The 13,841-nt window shown below is 43.5% G+C and carries 14 protein-coding genes and 1 tRNA gene; 10 read left to right on the top strand and 5 right to left on the bottom strand.

Annotated features, from left to right (window positions below; all coding sequences use genetic code 11):
- On the top strand, positions 1-154 hold a 154-nt coding region (locus tag IH879_10150; protein ID MCH7675298.1), incomplete at its 5' end, for a tyrosine-type recombinase/integrase.
- Positions 155-1,048: 894 nt separating this feature from the next.
- Positions 1,049-1,771 (top strand): site-specific integrase, encoded by a 723-nt coding sequence (locus tag IH879_10145; GenBank protein ID MCH7675297.1) that lies wholly within the window; start codon positions 1,049-1,051, stop codon positions 1,769-1,771.
- Between the two features lie 134 nt (positions 1,772-1,905).
- Here the strand turns inward: IH879_10145 and IH879_10140 are convergent, their stop codons facing one another.
- Together IH879_10140 and IH879_10135 are read right to left on the bottom strand one after the other, a co-directional pair.
- The gene (locus IH879_10140) at positions 1,906-2,175 is read right to left on the bottom strand and encodes a GIY-YIG nuclease family protein (protein ID MCH7675296.1); all 270 of its coding nucleotides are present in this window, start codon (positions 2,173-2,175) and stop codon (positions 1,906-1,908) included.
- Positions 2,176-2,223: 48 nt separating this feature from the next.
- Positions 2,224-2,296 (bottom strand) — tRNA-Asn (locus tag IH879_10135).
- A 215-nt stretch (positions 2,297-2,511) separates the two neighbouring features.
- Between IH879_10135 and IH879_10130 the strand changes: the two genes are divergently transcribed.
- From IH879_10130 to lnt, 7 genes are all read left to right on the top strand, one after another.
- A complete protein-coding gene (locus tag IH879_10130) occupies positions 2,512-3,348 on the top strand; it encodes a sulfotransferase domain-containing protein (protein MCH7675295.1) in 837 nt (278 codons plus the stop codon).
- 21 nt (positions 3,349-3,369) lie between these two features.
- The gene (locus IH879_10125) at positions 3,370-4,227 is read left to right on the top strand and encodes a sulfotransferase (protein ID MCH7675294.1); all 858 of its coding nucleotides are present in this window, start codon (positions 3,370-3,372) and stop codon (positions 4,225-4,227) included.
- 43 nt (positions 4,228-4,270) lie between these two features.
- A complete protein-coding gene (locus IH879_10120) occupies positions 4,271-5,164 on the top strand; it encodes a glycosyltransferase (protein ID MCH7675293.1) in 894 nt (297 codons plus the stop codon).
- Positions 5,165-5,250: 86 nt separating this feature from the next.
- Positions 5,251-6,339 (top strand): Gfo/Idh/MocA family oxidoreductase, encoded by a 1,089-nt coding sequence (locus IH879_10115; protein ID MCH7675292.1) that lies wholly within the window; start codon positions 5,251-5,253, stop codon positions 6,337-6,339.
- Between the two features lie 14 nt (positions 6,340-6,353).
- Entirely contained in the window at positions 6,354-7,334 is a 981-nt protein-coding gene (locus tag IH879_10110) for a glycosyltransferase (GenBank protein ID MCH7675291.1), read from the top strand.
- Positions 7,335-7,483: 149 nt separating this feature from the next.
- Positions 7,484-8,245 (top strand): PHP domain-containing protein, encoded by a 762-nt coding sequence (locus IH879_10105; protein ID MCH7675290.1) that lies wholly within the window; start codon positions 7,484-7,486, stop codon positions 8,243-8,245.
- A gap of 541 nt (positions 8,246-8,786) precedes the next feature.
- Positions 8,787-10,364, top strand: coding sequence for an apolipoprotein N-acyltransferase (gene lnt, locus IH879_10100; GenBank protein ID MCH7675289.1), 1,578 nt, complete (start codon positions 8,787-8,789; stop codon positions 10,362-10,364).
- A gap of 167 nt (positions 10,365-10,531) precedes the next feature.
- Here lnt and IH879_10095 read toward each other — a convergent pair whose 3' ends face one another.
- Positions 10,532-11,824, bottom strand: a complete 1,293-nt coding sequence (locus IH879_10095; protein ID MCH7675288.1) for an MATE family efflux transporter — start codon at positions 11,822-11,824, stop codon at positions 10,532-10,534.
- A 299-nt stretch (positions 11,825-12,123) separates the two neighbouring features.
- On the opposite strand from IH879_10095, the gene mutM reads away from it, so the two are divergent.
- Positions 12,124-12,948, top strand: coding sequence for a bifunctional DNA-formamidopyrimidine glycosylase/DNA-(apurinic or apyrimidinic site) lyase (mutM, locus tag IH879_10090; protein MCH7675287.1), 825 nt, complete (start codon positions 12,124-12,126; stop codon positions 12,946-12,948).
- A gap of 11 nt (positions 12,949-12,959) precedes the next feature.
- On the opposite strand, the gene IH879_10085 is transcribed toward mutM, so the two are convergent.
- Positions 12,960-13,469 carry a GNAT family N-acetyltransferase gene (locus tag IH879_10085; GenBank protein MCH7675286.1) on the bottom strand — a complete coding sequence of 170 codons (510 nt, stop codon included), beginning with the start codon at positions 13,467-13,469 and terminating at the stop codon, positions 12,960-12,962.
- A gap of 175 nt (positions 13,470-13,644) precedes the next feature.
- On the bottom strand, positions 13,645-13,841 hold a 197-nt coding region (locus IH879_10080), incomplete at its 5' end, for a hypothetical protein (GenBank protein ID MCH7675285.1).

Genomic DNA, 13,841 nt, shown 5'->3' with positions numbered 1-13,841 from the left:
CCACCGTTTTGCCATCCATTTAGTACAAGCAAACTATGATATACGTACTATTCAGGAATTATTGGGGCATAGTGATATAAGAACAACTATGATGTATACGCATACAATCAAAAGCCAAACAATTAAAGAAGCACAGAGTCCACTTGACTTCTAAACAGCTCCTCGTACGAAATTCCTACCTCTTATCTTTTTTGCATTTCCTTGTTTTCGGCAGCCTGATTTCTACTCCTAGCAGGCATACATGACTTAAGCGACAATATATAGAGCTCTTTTCTGTGCAAAGGGTGTAATGCCGGATGTAATTGCCAGACCAAGCCGCAAGAGACTTGGTTTTCCCGGTGTGATTTTTAAAAGGTTGTGAGACATATGCCCTCTCCTCAGTGAAAGGCCAAAAGAGTTTCAGGTGGCGCAGAGCATTCCAGCGGGGAGACCCACCTGAAACATTCTAATAAATATTGGAAAATATTAAGCTTTTGTCAAGGTTTTTTTGTCATCTTTATTTTTATTATGGTAGCAACTATGTTTGTGAAAGTTCATCAGCCTGACTTTACCCCCGAACTTCTCACCGATTTCTACAATTTAAATCCTGAGGAATCATCACATCGTCAATTTTTTCTTGACTTTTTGCAAAAAAATGAGCAAATTATTAGTGTCGAAATCACCAAAGGTTTTTTTATGTCTTTAAAGGCATAAAAAGAGCAAAAGCCCAGGTTGTGGGTGTCCGGTAACGGCCCCAAAAATACCTTTGGTATTTCGACCAGCCTGGGCTTTTGCTTTGAAGGAGGTGCATGATGCGCCAGAACCAACCCCACCAGTGCAGTCCACCCTTTAACTTTCACGGCTTGGCTGATGCCTTTGGCCTTGAATCACTCTTAGATTTTCACCAACAGCAAGTCTTTCCTCTGCTTTTACGAACCCACATTTACAGCTACAGACGGCCTCTATTTAGAGTCTTATCGATAAAGGAGATGATTCTTACAATCGAAAATTATGTCCGATAACCGCCCTTATCGGACATAAAAATGAAGCTAATAAAGCGGTGACAAAAATGAATCAACTAACGAAAATCGCAGCAAAAAACATCGCCCTTATAGACAAAGTTGAAACTACCAAGTATTTTATCCAGAAATCAAAAGCGGAGAATACCAGGCGAGCCTATAAAAGTGATGTTCAGAATTTCACACATTGGTGCAAAGCGAATCACTTGGACATATTGCCGCCGGAGCCGTCAACGATTGCACTTTACATTTCTGATTTGGCTGAACAAGGGAAAAAGTGTAGCACGATTAAGCGACGTCTCTCAGCAATAAATATGTTCTACAAGGCTCAAGGACACGATAGTCCCACTTCAGACCAACTGGTGAAGAGCACAATGGAAGGAATCCAAAGAACAAATGGAGTGGCTCTAATCCAGAAGAAGCCTCTATTAATCGATGATATGCAAAAGATGATTGCGATATTACCGGATTCTCTAATTGGAGTCCGTGATAAAGCGCTTTTGCTTCTTGGATTTGCCGGAGCTTTCCGGCGTTCGGAATTGGTGTCACTTGATGTTGAAGACCTGGAATTCAACAAAGGTGGTATTGTCATCATAGTCCGAAGATCTAAGACCGACCAAAAGGGTAGAGGAATTAAAAAGGGCATTCCTTACGGGTCCAATCTTTTGACCTGCCCAGTAAGGGCCTTCACGGATTGGCTCGATATGACAAGAATTCAAGAGCCTTTATCAAAACTTTTGTTAACCGCGTCGACTACGAACATCCCAACATAACCGTTGAATATACAATACCTTTCGATACAAAAAAAGGCAGAGCCTCCAGATGATGGAGTTCTGCCTACTGACCGGAATGGCTCCTCGGGTAGGACTCGAACCTACATCCCGAAGTGTCGGGATAACAGACCCGCTTAGTCTTCATGCGCCCAGTAAAATTGCCCCGTGATTATTTTTTCAATAAGTTTTTTGCTTTTTTGTGCTTTTATCCACTGCTCCCATTTATGAGCTTCCTGGCGATTCTCAAACTCTTTTGTGAAGGCAATCTGCCAGGGACGACCTCGGCGTGTCCATCCTTTTGCCGAGCTATTGTGTGACTCTATACGTGAATTCACATTTTGGGAGATTCCAACATAGTATGAATTGAGTCGGTCCGAATGTATGATGTAAAGAGAATATTTCATATTGAATCAGCAAAATAAAAAAAGCCCAACAGATTTTGCTGGGCTTTGCTCCTCGGGTAGGACTCGAACCTACAACCTAGTGGTTAACAGCCACCCGCTCTGCCGATTGAGCTACCGAGGATCTTGTAATGTTGAATTTAAACGCAGTCAATTTATGAAATGTTTGCCAAATAGTCAACATTTTTTATTTTTGCTATTCATGTCCCTAAACCGTGCTAATTTTTGTTTTTCCCATTTAGCCTCTTGATTATTCTAAATTTCTCCACAATTTCCGCAACTTACATTCAATGCTGCTAAGTTTTTATTTATCGACTCAGTTACGGTATTTGAAGCAAAATGAATTTACCAGATTTTGTTATAATTGGCGCTATGAAAGCCGCAACAACGAGTCTGCATTATTATTTGAATCTTCATCCGCAGATCTCGATGTCGAAGGAAAAAGAACTCAATTTTTTTGTAAAGGAGAGGAACTGGGGAAAAGGGCTCGATTGGTATAAATCAAATTTTAATGGTGAAAAGCCTTTCAGGGGAGAAGCGTCTCCAAACTACACAAATTTTCCTCTTTTTAAAGGGGTGCCGGAACGGATGCATTCCGTGGTTCCGGATATCAAGTTAATTTATTTGGTACGCGATCCAATCGAAAGAATTCTTTCCCAATACGTTCATAAAGTCGCTGATGGCGGGGAAAGCAGATCTCTTGAGAAAGCGCTTTCGAGATTTAAGGCTAACCGTTATATCTGTCGTAGTCAATATTTTATGCAGCTGGAACATTATCTTAAAGTTTTTCCTGAGAAGAACATTTTAGTTGTAAGTTCTGAGGATTTAATTGATAACAATCGGGCTGTCATAAAGTGTGTGTTTGAATTTCTAAACGTAGACAGTTCTTTTTATCATGACAAGTTTGTGAATATTCTACATAAATCAAGCCGCAAGAGGAGAAAGAGCCAAACGGCACAATTTTTAAGGCGGAAAAGTGTCATGAGAAATATTGATAATCTGCCTTACTCATTTCGTTCCTATATCGATTGGCTGGTTTTTTGGCCGTTTTCACGAAATGTTAAAAGACCCGTTCTAAGTGAGCCGTTGAAACAAAGAATTATTGATTATTTGCGGGACGATATCGAGCAACTGAGAAGATATACCGGACATCAGTATTCAGAGTGGTGTCTTTAGTGTTTTTCAGCAGGATTGATCATGAATTCAGCATTTGAATTTAGTATGAAGGCAATGGAAGTTGGTTGGAAATATGTGGCAACGACCCAGAAAAGCCGGCAATCCGTTGATCTGTTCAAGGACGTTCAAGCCTACTGCATGTTTCTTGGATATCCCAGAAGCGGGCACAGCATTATCGGAGCTTTGCTGGATGCGCACCCGAATGCGGTTATCGCGCATGAGCAGGCTGCATTGCAATACGTGCGGGCCGGTTTTGGCAGGTTGCGTCTTTATAGTCTATTGCTACAGAATTCCATTTCCAAGGCGACAATCGGACGTAGATCCGGCAACTATCAATATAAAGTAACAGGTCAATCTCAAGGCCGGTTCGAGGTTATTCATGTAATCGGAGATAAGCAGGGAGAGGGCGCTACAATCCGAATTAAAACCTGGCCTACTATTCTTGAAAGACTTCAGCAGAAAGTTCAAGTGCCTGTCAAAGTCATCCATGTTTATCGCAATCCATTTGACAATATCACAACCATGGCAACACGTGCTGCGGAAGCAGAAAATAACCAGTCGGATCTGAATCTCCAAATAGACAAGTATTTTAGTCTATGCGAAACAGTTATGACTGTCAAAAAAAGTTATCAACAATTCGAAATGATTGAGATTAAACAAGAGGAGTTCATTGAAGATCCGTCCGGGACCTTAAGCCAATTATGCAAATTTCTAAAACTGGATCCATCTGATGAATACCTCAAAGCATGTGCTGCTATTGTTTATAAAAATCCACACAAAAGCCGGAAAAACGTCGATTGGCGCCTGCATCTTCGCCAAAAAGTAGAGTTACGAATGACTGAATTTCCATATCTGAAAGAGTACAGTTTTAATGATTAAACATAATTTGGAACTGCTTTCTTATTGAGATTAAATAAAATCAATGAAAAACAACAAACCATTCGTTTCAATTATCATTCCGAGCCACAATCGCCCTAAATGTCTGCAACAGTGCCTGGCGGCGATTACAGAACTTGATTATGCGCGGGATAAATTCGAAGTGATTGTCGTGGATGATGGCAGTTCTACTCAATTGGACCCAATTGTGGACCTGTTTTCGGCGAAAATCAATTTGCATCTTTTAAAACAGGAGCACGCAGGTCCCGCCAGGGCACGAAATCGAGGCGTTAAACAGGCAAAAGGTGAGTTCCTTGTTTTTACCGACGATGATTGCCGGCCCACACCTGGCTGGTTGGCAACATTGATGAACTTCTTAGCAATAAAGCCGGATTCTATGATTGGCGGGGAGATATTGAATGCGCTGCCCGGAAATTCGTTTTCATCGGCAAGTCAAGCTTTGGTTTCTTATCTTTATTTCTACTATAACAAAAACTCCAAAGAGGCGCACTTTTTCACAGCGAATAACATTGCTTTGTCAAAAAAATGTTTTCTTGCAGTTGGTGGTTTCGATCAAGAATGGGGGATAGCCGCTGCCGAAGATCGAGAGTTTTGTGATCGCTGGCTGCTGAGCGGATATCAAATGACATATGCACCTGAGGCAGTCATTTATCACGCTCATCCCATGAGTCTGACCGGGTTCTGGGATCAACAGTTCAATTATGGCCGGGGCGCACATTTTTTTCATCGAACGCGGAATCGCCGCAATCAAGAACCTATGAAATTTGAACCGCTGTCTTTTTATTTAAATTTAATTCGCTATCCATTTCTCAGATTCAAAAAAGTAAAGGCAGTTTCTATTTCCGGGCTCATTGTTCTGGCTCAAGCAGCCAATGTCGTGGGTTTTTTTTGGGAGCAGTTTAAGTCAAAAACCGTCTAAAAATTAATTTACCCGGAATATTTCTGTGAGTTCGAAATTACAAAATACTTTAAAACCTGATTAGGTAATCTTGGTGAGATATTTAGATGAAAAATAGACCTTTGAAAATCGGTATCATCGGCTGCGGCCGCGTGACCGAAAGTTTTCACCTTCCTGCCTTAAAACAGTTACCCAACACTGAGGTCGTCGGGCTTGCAGATATCGATAAGGAACGATTAAATCGAGTCGCCAATCAGTTCCGGATTGAACGTCGGGTCACGGAATATTCAGACCTCCTAAGCGACTTAAGTATTGATTGTGTTACCGTTTGTGTGCCGGCGCAGTTCCATGTTGAAGTTGCACTGGCTGCTCTTGAGGCAGGGAAGCATGTGTTCGTTGAAAAACCTCTTGCATTGACTCTGGAAGATTGCGACCGGCTAATTGAGAAGGCGAACTCAGTAGAAAATAAAATTACAGTTGGGTTTAATTTGCGGCATCACCGGCTCATTCAAGAAGCTCAGCAGATTATTCAGGAAGGTGCCTTAGGAAACATTGAAGCGATACGCAGCAATTGGACAAGCGCGATCAGGTTTCGCCAGGAGGTTCCTGAATGGCGAAATAGCCGCGAGTCAGGCGGAGGCGCGCTCTTTGAAATCGGCGTTCACCATTTTGATCTATGGCGGTTTCTTCTACAAAAAGACATTGAAGAAGTTTATTCACTGAGCCATTCAAAGAACGGAACAGATGCGACAGCGACTGTAACGGCTAAGTTGAGCAACGATATAATCGCCACCTCTGTCTTTTCCGAACACACCAGCGACGATAATGAGCTGGAAATTTATGGAGATAAAGGCCGGCTGCGGGTTTCGTTGTACAGGTACGACGGGCTTGAGTTCTTTTCAACTGCGACTGTTCCCCATGGTATTCTAAACCGCCTCAAAAAAGCGGCAGCCGGAATTAAGCAGTTTCAAAAGGGAGTTCATGTTTTGCGCAATGGTGGTGATTTCAAAATGTCTTATCTATTTGAATGGCGGCATTTCATCGATGCCATTCAAAATGACAGACCGGTTCTGTGTTCTTTAGTGGATGGTAAAAAGGCGTTAGAGGTAGTTTTGTCTTCTATTGAGTCGGCCTCCACCAACAGGCCGGTTAGAATAAAAGAAATTCAAGAAAAATTTCAATCGGTAGTAAATTAGAAAAGGTTAGTTCAATGAACAACAACAATAAAGCCGCAAATCCCCAATTATCTGTTATTCTTGTTACGCCCGATAGTTACACCACAATTCGAAAAACGGTAACTTGTCTTCGCAAGCAAACCGCCAGGGACAAACTGGAACTTATCATTGTTTGTACATCATCGGAAAATCTGAATATAAATGAAACGGAGCTGGAAGATTTATTGACATTTAAGATTATTGAGGTGGGTGAAATTTTATCCAGAGGTCATGCAAATGCCGCCGGCGTTTACAATGCAACGGCTCCTGTTATTGCTTTTGGTGAAGATCACTGCTATCCACACAAAACCTGGGCGGAAGCATTGATAGAAGCACACCGTCAACCCTGGGCAGCAGTCGGCCCGGTCGTTCTCAATGCAAATCCTCGTACTATGATCAGCAGAGGTGACATTCTCATCGGGTATGGTGAATGGCTTGAACCTGCTGTTGCCGGTGTTGCGCAACAACTTCCCGGACACAACAGCAGTTATAAGCGCTCTGTCCTTCTTGAATATGGTAACGAGCTTGAAAGTTTGCTGGAGGCAGAATGTGTCTTGCACTGGGATTTGCGTGCAAAAGGCCACCAATTATACTTAGAGCCCGCAGCAAAAACGACTCATGTTAATTTTTCAAAATTGTCTGCTTTTATAAAGGCACAGTTTCTGAACGGCCGTCTTTTTGCTGCAACGCGCATTAAAAAAATATCCGCGGGTTCCCGAATGATTTATGTAATGGGGGCGCCTTTGATTCCGTTTGTACGGCTTTGGTATATTTTTAGAAACGCATCTCAACCGGGCAGGTCCAAAGGACAATTTTTTAAAGTCTTGCCTGTCATACTTTTAGGCCTGCTCATGGATGGACTGGGCCAGTTTGCCGGATATGTTTTCGGTGAAGGCGACACGAGCAAAGGCTTTTTATGCTACGAATTTCATCGTAATCAGCATTTGGCTAAAAAGGAAAGCAATATTGCAACTTGACCCCCGGTCGTTCCTTGCGGGGCATATTCTGAGTTTGTCACAAGGTAGGGGCGAAGGGGGTGTTATGAAACAAAATTCGTTAAGTTTAGTAAAAGTTGTTCCGAATATCATAGAAACCAGTATTATGTCGAACCAGGCCAGAAAAAGAAATGCTCAACATAAAAAGCGACTTTCATCTCCATACCCGCGACGATCGGAAAGATTCGATTGGACATTCAGAAACCGAATTGATAGATCATGCAGCTGCCCGAGGTTTTGGTGCGCTTGCAATTACAAATCACAACACTTATACGTTTAACAACGAGTTACAGCGTTACGCCGAAGACAGAGGCATTCTGCTAATCCCCGGCATTGAAAAAACTGTCGAGAGAAAACATGTGCTTATTTTGAATTCTTCGGCTGCTGCTGAGAAAATAAACACTTTTGAGGATTTGAGAAAGGCAAAGGAAGATGGTCTTTTTCTAATCGCAGCCCACCCGTTTTATAAGTACCCTTGTTGTTTGGAGGAAAAACTTTACGAACATCTTGAGTTGTTTGACGCACTTGAGTTTTGCTTTTTTTATTCTAAATGGTTTAACCTCAACCGCAAAATGTTAAAGCTGGCAGAGCAAAAAGGTCTGCCGGTTGTCGGCAACTCCGATTGCCATTTGTTGAAATATATGGGTACTTCTTATTCTATCATCCATGCCGAGGCGCAGTCTATGGAGGCAATTTTTTCTGCCATTCGCGATAACTGTATCCAGGTGCTGAGCGAACCCATTTTTATGCCGAAGTTACCCTGGATTTTCTTAGATATGAAATTGACCGCTTTGAAAGAGGCTTCCGGGTCTAAAGAACGAACGCCGATTATTGTCTCCGCAACAGAAGTTGGAAAGTCCCGCATTCACATTGTTGAAGAATTTCCTGAATAAACCACCTTCGTCGACCTGGTCTCATCGTCACCACCGGATCGATCCTCCTAATTCCTTTCTCTAAAATCCTTGCTTAGTTTTATCTTTTTGCTAACTTAACGCATTGCACTAGAGTAGTGTGATTTCTAAATATCATCGCAATGTGGATAAAAGTGTTCTCGTGTTTGTGTTTTCGAGTGTTCAGGTGTTAATATATTGAAATTAATCAACTTGGGAAAATACTTAAGCACTTTAATACCTGAACACTCTAACACTGTCTATTGCCATGTGGTTTAGGAAATGTTGCAGTTGTCAAAGACCTTTTGCCCTTCATTGTCGTGCTGAGCGGGTATCGCAATACACGAATCATTTTTGAAAAATTCATGACCGCGAAGCATCCCGCCGTTGCGGGATCCTTCGCGCGCTTTACAATTGACTTGCGGCAATCAAAATGGAATCTGCGCTCAGGCCTGTCCTGAGCCTGCCGAAGGGATGACTTCCATATTGGCTTCGTTCGTGATTTGTAATTGGAAATTTGGTAGTTAGACCAGGGGCTTTTTTGATGAAAGAAAAACTTTCCCTATTTCTAAGCGCATCTAAAACTCAACTCTTCCTGTATCCGGTCCTGGCCGGGATCTGTCTTCCTTTGGGATTTGAGCGGTATAAAATATTTCCAATTCTATTTTTGCTGCCCCTTTTCTTTCATGGCATGCGCCAACTTCCATTAAAGAAAAAAATCATTGCTTACTGGCTTTTTGCTGTTGTGACCAATGTGGTGGGCTATCACTGGATCAGCATGGTCGCCGAAGATTTTGGCGGCCTGCCCCCGGTTTTAGCATGGGGTGTGGTTTTACTTTTTAGCTTATTTAACAACCTCAATTTCCCACTCTGGGCTTATCTTGAGCGTTTCTTCGGCGAGAAAGCAAGCCCGTTTTTTACGGCGGCGCTTTTTTGTGTTGCCGAGCAAATCAATCCGCAAGTCTTTCCCTGGTACTTCGGCACCAGTTTGGATTCTGTCCTGGTACTTTACCAAACTGCTGATTTGTTCGGGGTCATCGGATTAAGTTTTGTAGCGATGGCTGTTATTCACATCCCCTGGTGGATCTGGCAGCATCGAAACTATTTGGGGTCGAATATGAAGATGCCGTTTATCCGGCAATTGGCTTTTTTATTTTTTGTAGTGAGCTATGGAATTGGCGCGTTAAACAAGTATGACAACGATCCGGCGCCGGACAAAAAGTCCGTCGGGATTTCGCTTATCCAATCGAATACAACACTGGAAAAATTTTACGGCGCCAGCCTCAGCGTGGACGAGCGCCTGGAAGAATTTCAGAGTATTGTTGACCTGTCGAAAACCGCGATTCAGACTCATCCGCAAAAGACGGATTTGGTGGTCTGGCCGGAAGGGTCGGTGCATTTTCCGATTCTCAATGCGCGTGCGATTTTCAATGAGATTTCTAACCTGGCTCGTGAACACCAGGTTTATGTGACAGCGGGCTCCGGCGAAATCGGGGACGGTAAACGCCCCAGCGGCAGGCGTATTTACCATAACACGCAGTTTGTCCTGAATCCTGAGGGCGAAATTATGGGGAAATACCGCAAAATTGTTCTTTTAGCTTTTGGTGAGTACATTCCCTTTTTAGATACATTTCCCGTTATAGAAAATTGGCTGCCGCAAAGCATTTCTCATTTTACCCGCGGCACGGAGAAACCCATTTTTTCAATTGGAGAAAACAGGCATTGGCTGCCGTTGATTTGCTATGAAGATATCATTAGCGGCTTTATCAACGGCTTTGATTACCGCAAAGCGGATTTCATGGTGAATATCACCAACGATGGCTGGTTTGGTAAATCGCATGCCTCACATCTGCACAAGCAAATGGCCCGCCCCAGAACGGTGGAATACCGCAAACCGATCGTGCGCGCCCTCAACACCGGCACGTCCCAGATCATAGATGCAGCCGGCCGGATCATTTCCAGGGAAACGGAGCAATACACCCGCGAGTACATCAATTTGACGTTGAATGTGCCCGAGACGCCGCCCGTTACCGTTTACTCAATCATCGGCAACTGGCCGGTTTACATCCTCATTGGCGTGGTGGCGGTATTGTGGGTGAGGAAGAGGTTTTTGGGGAAATAGACGATGAAAGTTATTTTGAGATCGCAATCTGCGACCTCAAGTTTCAATTCAGAGCCATGGAAAAGAAGTACGACAACCCATTCAAGATTGTCTTTAGGCCATATACCAACTTATGAAAGAAGAAGAAAAATCCAAGTGCAAAATCGGTTTTAAAACCAAGTAATATTCTAATCCAGCACATGCTTCCTCGAATACAAAGTCAGTGTCACTCCTCGCATCACCATAAACACTGTCAAAGCCAGCCACAAACTGTGATTTCCCAAAGAATCGCGAAGCAGTAAATACACCGGCACAAAAATCGCAAACGTGCAAAACAGCATGGAATTGCGCATGGGCGCCGTTGCCGTGGCGCCGATAAAAATGCCGTCCCAGATAAAACAGAAACTGTTGGTGAGCGGCGCAATGATGATCCAGATCATGTAGCTCATGCAAAGCAGGATGATGTCCTCTTTGTCGGTAAAAATTCTCAGGATCGGTTCATCAAAAAGCCAAAAACAGAGCGAGATAAACACTCCCAGGCCTATACCCCAGGCGAACGAGTAGTTTATGGTTTTTCGCAAGTTAAGTTTGTCTTTGGCGCCAATATATTTCCCTACCAGACTTTCCGCTGCAAAGGCGAACCCGTCGACACCGTAGGCCAGGATGTTAATAAGCTGCAAGAGAATGCTGTTCACCGCCAGAATTATGTTGCCGCCTTCTGCAGATTTGGCAGTGAAATAACTGAATGTAAAAATGAGTCCAAGGGTGCGGATAAAGATGTCCGTGTTGACAACAAAAATTCGTTTTAAAGCAGTTTTCTCGAATAGCAGATTTTTATTTATTTTGATTGCATAGGATGAATATTTTTTAAGATAAAGTATCACTCCCAGAACTAACCCGCTGTATTGGGCAATCACGGTTCCCAGGGCAACCCCGTCCGCTTTCATGCCAAGTTTGTAGACAAAAATCAAATTGAAAATGACGTTCAGGACATTGACAAATACGGTTAGAATGAGCGGATATTTGGCATTTTGCATGCCTAAAAACCAACCGTGCAGGGCATAAAGTGCGAGGGTGGCCGGGGCCGCATAAATTCGAATGTAAAAATATTCTTCGGCAAATTGTTTGACTTCCGGAGTTGCTTTGATTAAACTGAAACTGACCGTGGCGATTAGTTTTTGAGACAGAATCAGTAACAAGGCGCCGGCCAGCGCGATGAGAAGGGTCCGTACCAGAATAAGGAAAACTTGTGCATCATCTTTGGTTCCGTATGCCTGAGCCGTCAGGCCGGTGGTGCCCATGCGCAAAAACCCAAAGCCCCAGTAGATAAAATTGAAGATGATTCCGCCGACTGCCAAAGCGCCGAGATAATAGATTTCATCGAGATGACCGAGAACGGCAGTATCGACCACGCCCAGGAGCGGCACGGAAAGGTTGCTGATGATATTGGGGATAGCGAGTCTGAGAATTTGTTTGTTCAATGGAATTTCGGTTTTGTTTTTCTCCAACGGAATTCTTAAATTAAATCCAACAAATAGTCCAATGAAAATTTCAATAGTCAAATAACAAAATACAAATAAATCTCAAATCCCAATTACCAATTATCGAGGTCATTGAGGCAGCCCCTGTGAATTTTGGGGTTTCGAAAATTGTGTATTGGAATTTGTTTGTAATTTAGTTTTTGTGATTTGAAATTTTGGCGTATTTGCCTTGGAACAAAACTTGACGGTTGAGAGACTAAATATACCGTCCGAATTTAACTAATTCAACTTTTAAAACGATGCCTGAACTACCTGAAGTCGAAACCATTTGCAGGGCTTTGAAAAAGACCCTTCCCGGCAGAAAAATAGAAAGAATCCTCGTCCGGGATGCGAGGCTGCGCTGGCCGGTTGATGAAACCAGGTTGCGGCAGCTCGTTCTTGGCCAAAAGGTCGTTAATATCGACCGGCGGGCGAAATATTTGCTAATCAAATTTGAGCAGGACAGCACGCTCGTCCTGCATCTTGGCATGAGCGGCAGGCTTCTGCTCTTAACCGGGTCCCCACCATTTGAAAAGCATGATCATGTGATATTCTATCTCGATGATAACACCGAGCTGCGCTTTCGAGACACCCGCCGCTTTGGTATGGTAGATGCGGTAGCTCCGGGCGGTTTGGAAACTTACCCGCGTTTTATAAATCTCGGCGTGGAACCCCTGGCGCCTGAAACGCGGCCTGAGGCGCTCTTTGAAAAGTCGCGCAACTGGAAGAAGCCAATTAAAAATCTGCTCATGGATGGGAATTTTATGGTCGGGGTCGGCAATATTTATGCGAGCGAATCTTTGTTTTATGCGGGCATTCATCCGAAGAAAGCTTCGAACAAGCTCTCAAAAAAGGACTGGGCTAAACTTTTTCGTTCGATACAAAATGTTCTCAATCAAGCCATCGAAAAGGGCGGGACCACATTAAACGATTTTGTGGACAGCAATGGAGAAGTTGGCTATTTTCAGCTGTCGCTGGCGGTTTACGGCAGGGAAGGGGAGAAGTGCCGCCGGTGTAAATCAGTGATTGAAAGATATGTTCAGGTTGGGCGGAGTACGTATTTTTGTCCGGGGTGTCAGGGCTGAGTTTGTAATTCTTAGACGGCTGGCACAAACAACTTATCTTCCGGACCGTCATCATGGAGTCTGACCATTTTTTCGAATCTCAATCCCAACTTTTCTAAAAGTTTGATAGATTTATGATTCTCCGGCAAGGTCACGGCAACGATGCGATTTACTCCAAGATCATTCAATCCATAGACCCTTACAGCTGAGGCGGACTCAAAAGCATACCCTTTAGACCAGAACTCCGGAAGAAAAGCAAAGCCGATATCCACATCCTGCAACGTGTCCCGCTTCAGCAATCCGCAGATTCCAATAGGGGCGCCGCCATCCTTTAACTTTGTCAAGTACAGCCCGAAGCCGAAGCGCTCATAGCTGTCAATGGGTCCGTTCAATATATAGTCTCGAGCATCATCGAGGGTTCTTACACCCTTATCCCCGATGAACTGCAAGAATGAAGGGTCATTCAAAAGCTCAAGGATAAACGCTGCATCGTCAGGAGAGAGTTTGCAAAGGATGAGGCGGTCTGTTTCAAGAATATTCATTGAGATGCGTACTTTCCAATCTGAGGTGTAACGCCTCGTTTAACCGGCAAAACCACCAAAGAGAAGCCAGCGACTTTCCCGCAAACCGAGCGCGGTTTTGTCCGAGTTCAAACGAATGTTAGGCATTTGTTGTGGTGGGTTACGAACCCACCCTACTTTGGCTAGAAATACTTCTTTAGCGCAATTTGAGGGTTTCGTTATTATCTTCAAGCAACCCACCAATATCTAAAGCCAGATCTATCTGAGCTTGAACGCGTTTTTCATCAGGTTGACCAGCAGTGGAAGGCGGCTTATCAGCATCTTTCATGCGAATTCCTGCCAACGCTTCATCAAGTATTTCATCATTTTTTATAGAAATAGTTTCAACCTGCA

It is taken from the genome of candidate division KSB1 bacterium, from assembly GCA_022562085.1.
Lineage (GTDB): Bacteria > Zhuqueibacterota > Zhuqueibacteria > Oceanimicrobiales > Oceanimicrobiaceae > Oceanimicrobium.
The sequence above is the reverse complement of the archived record's forward strand: the minus strand, read 5'-3'. Positions and strand labels throughout refer to the sequence as shown.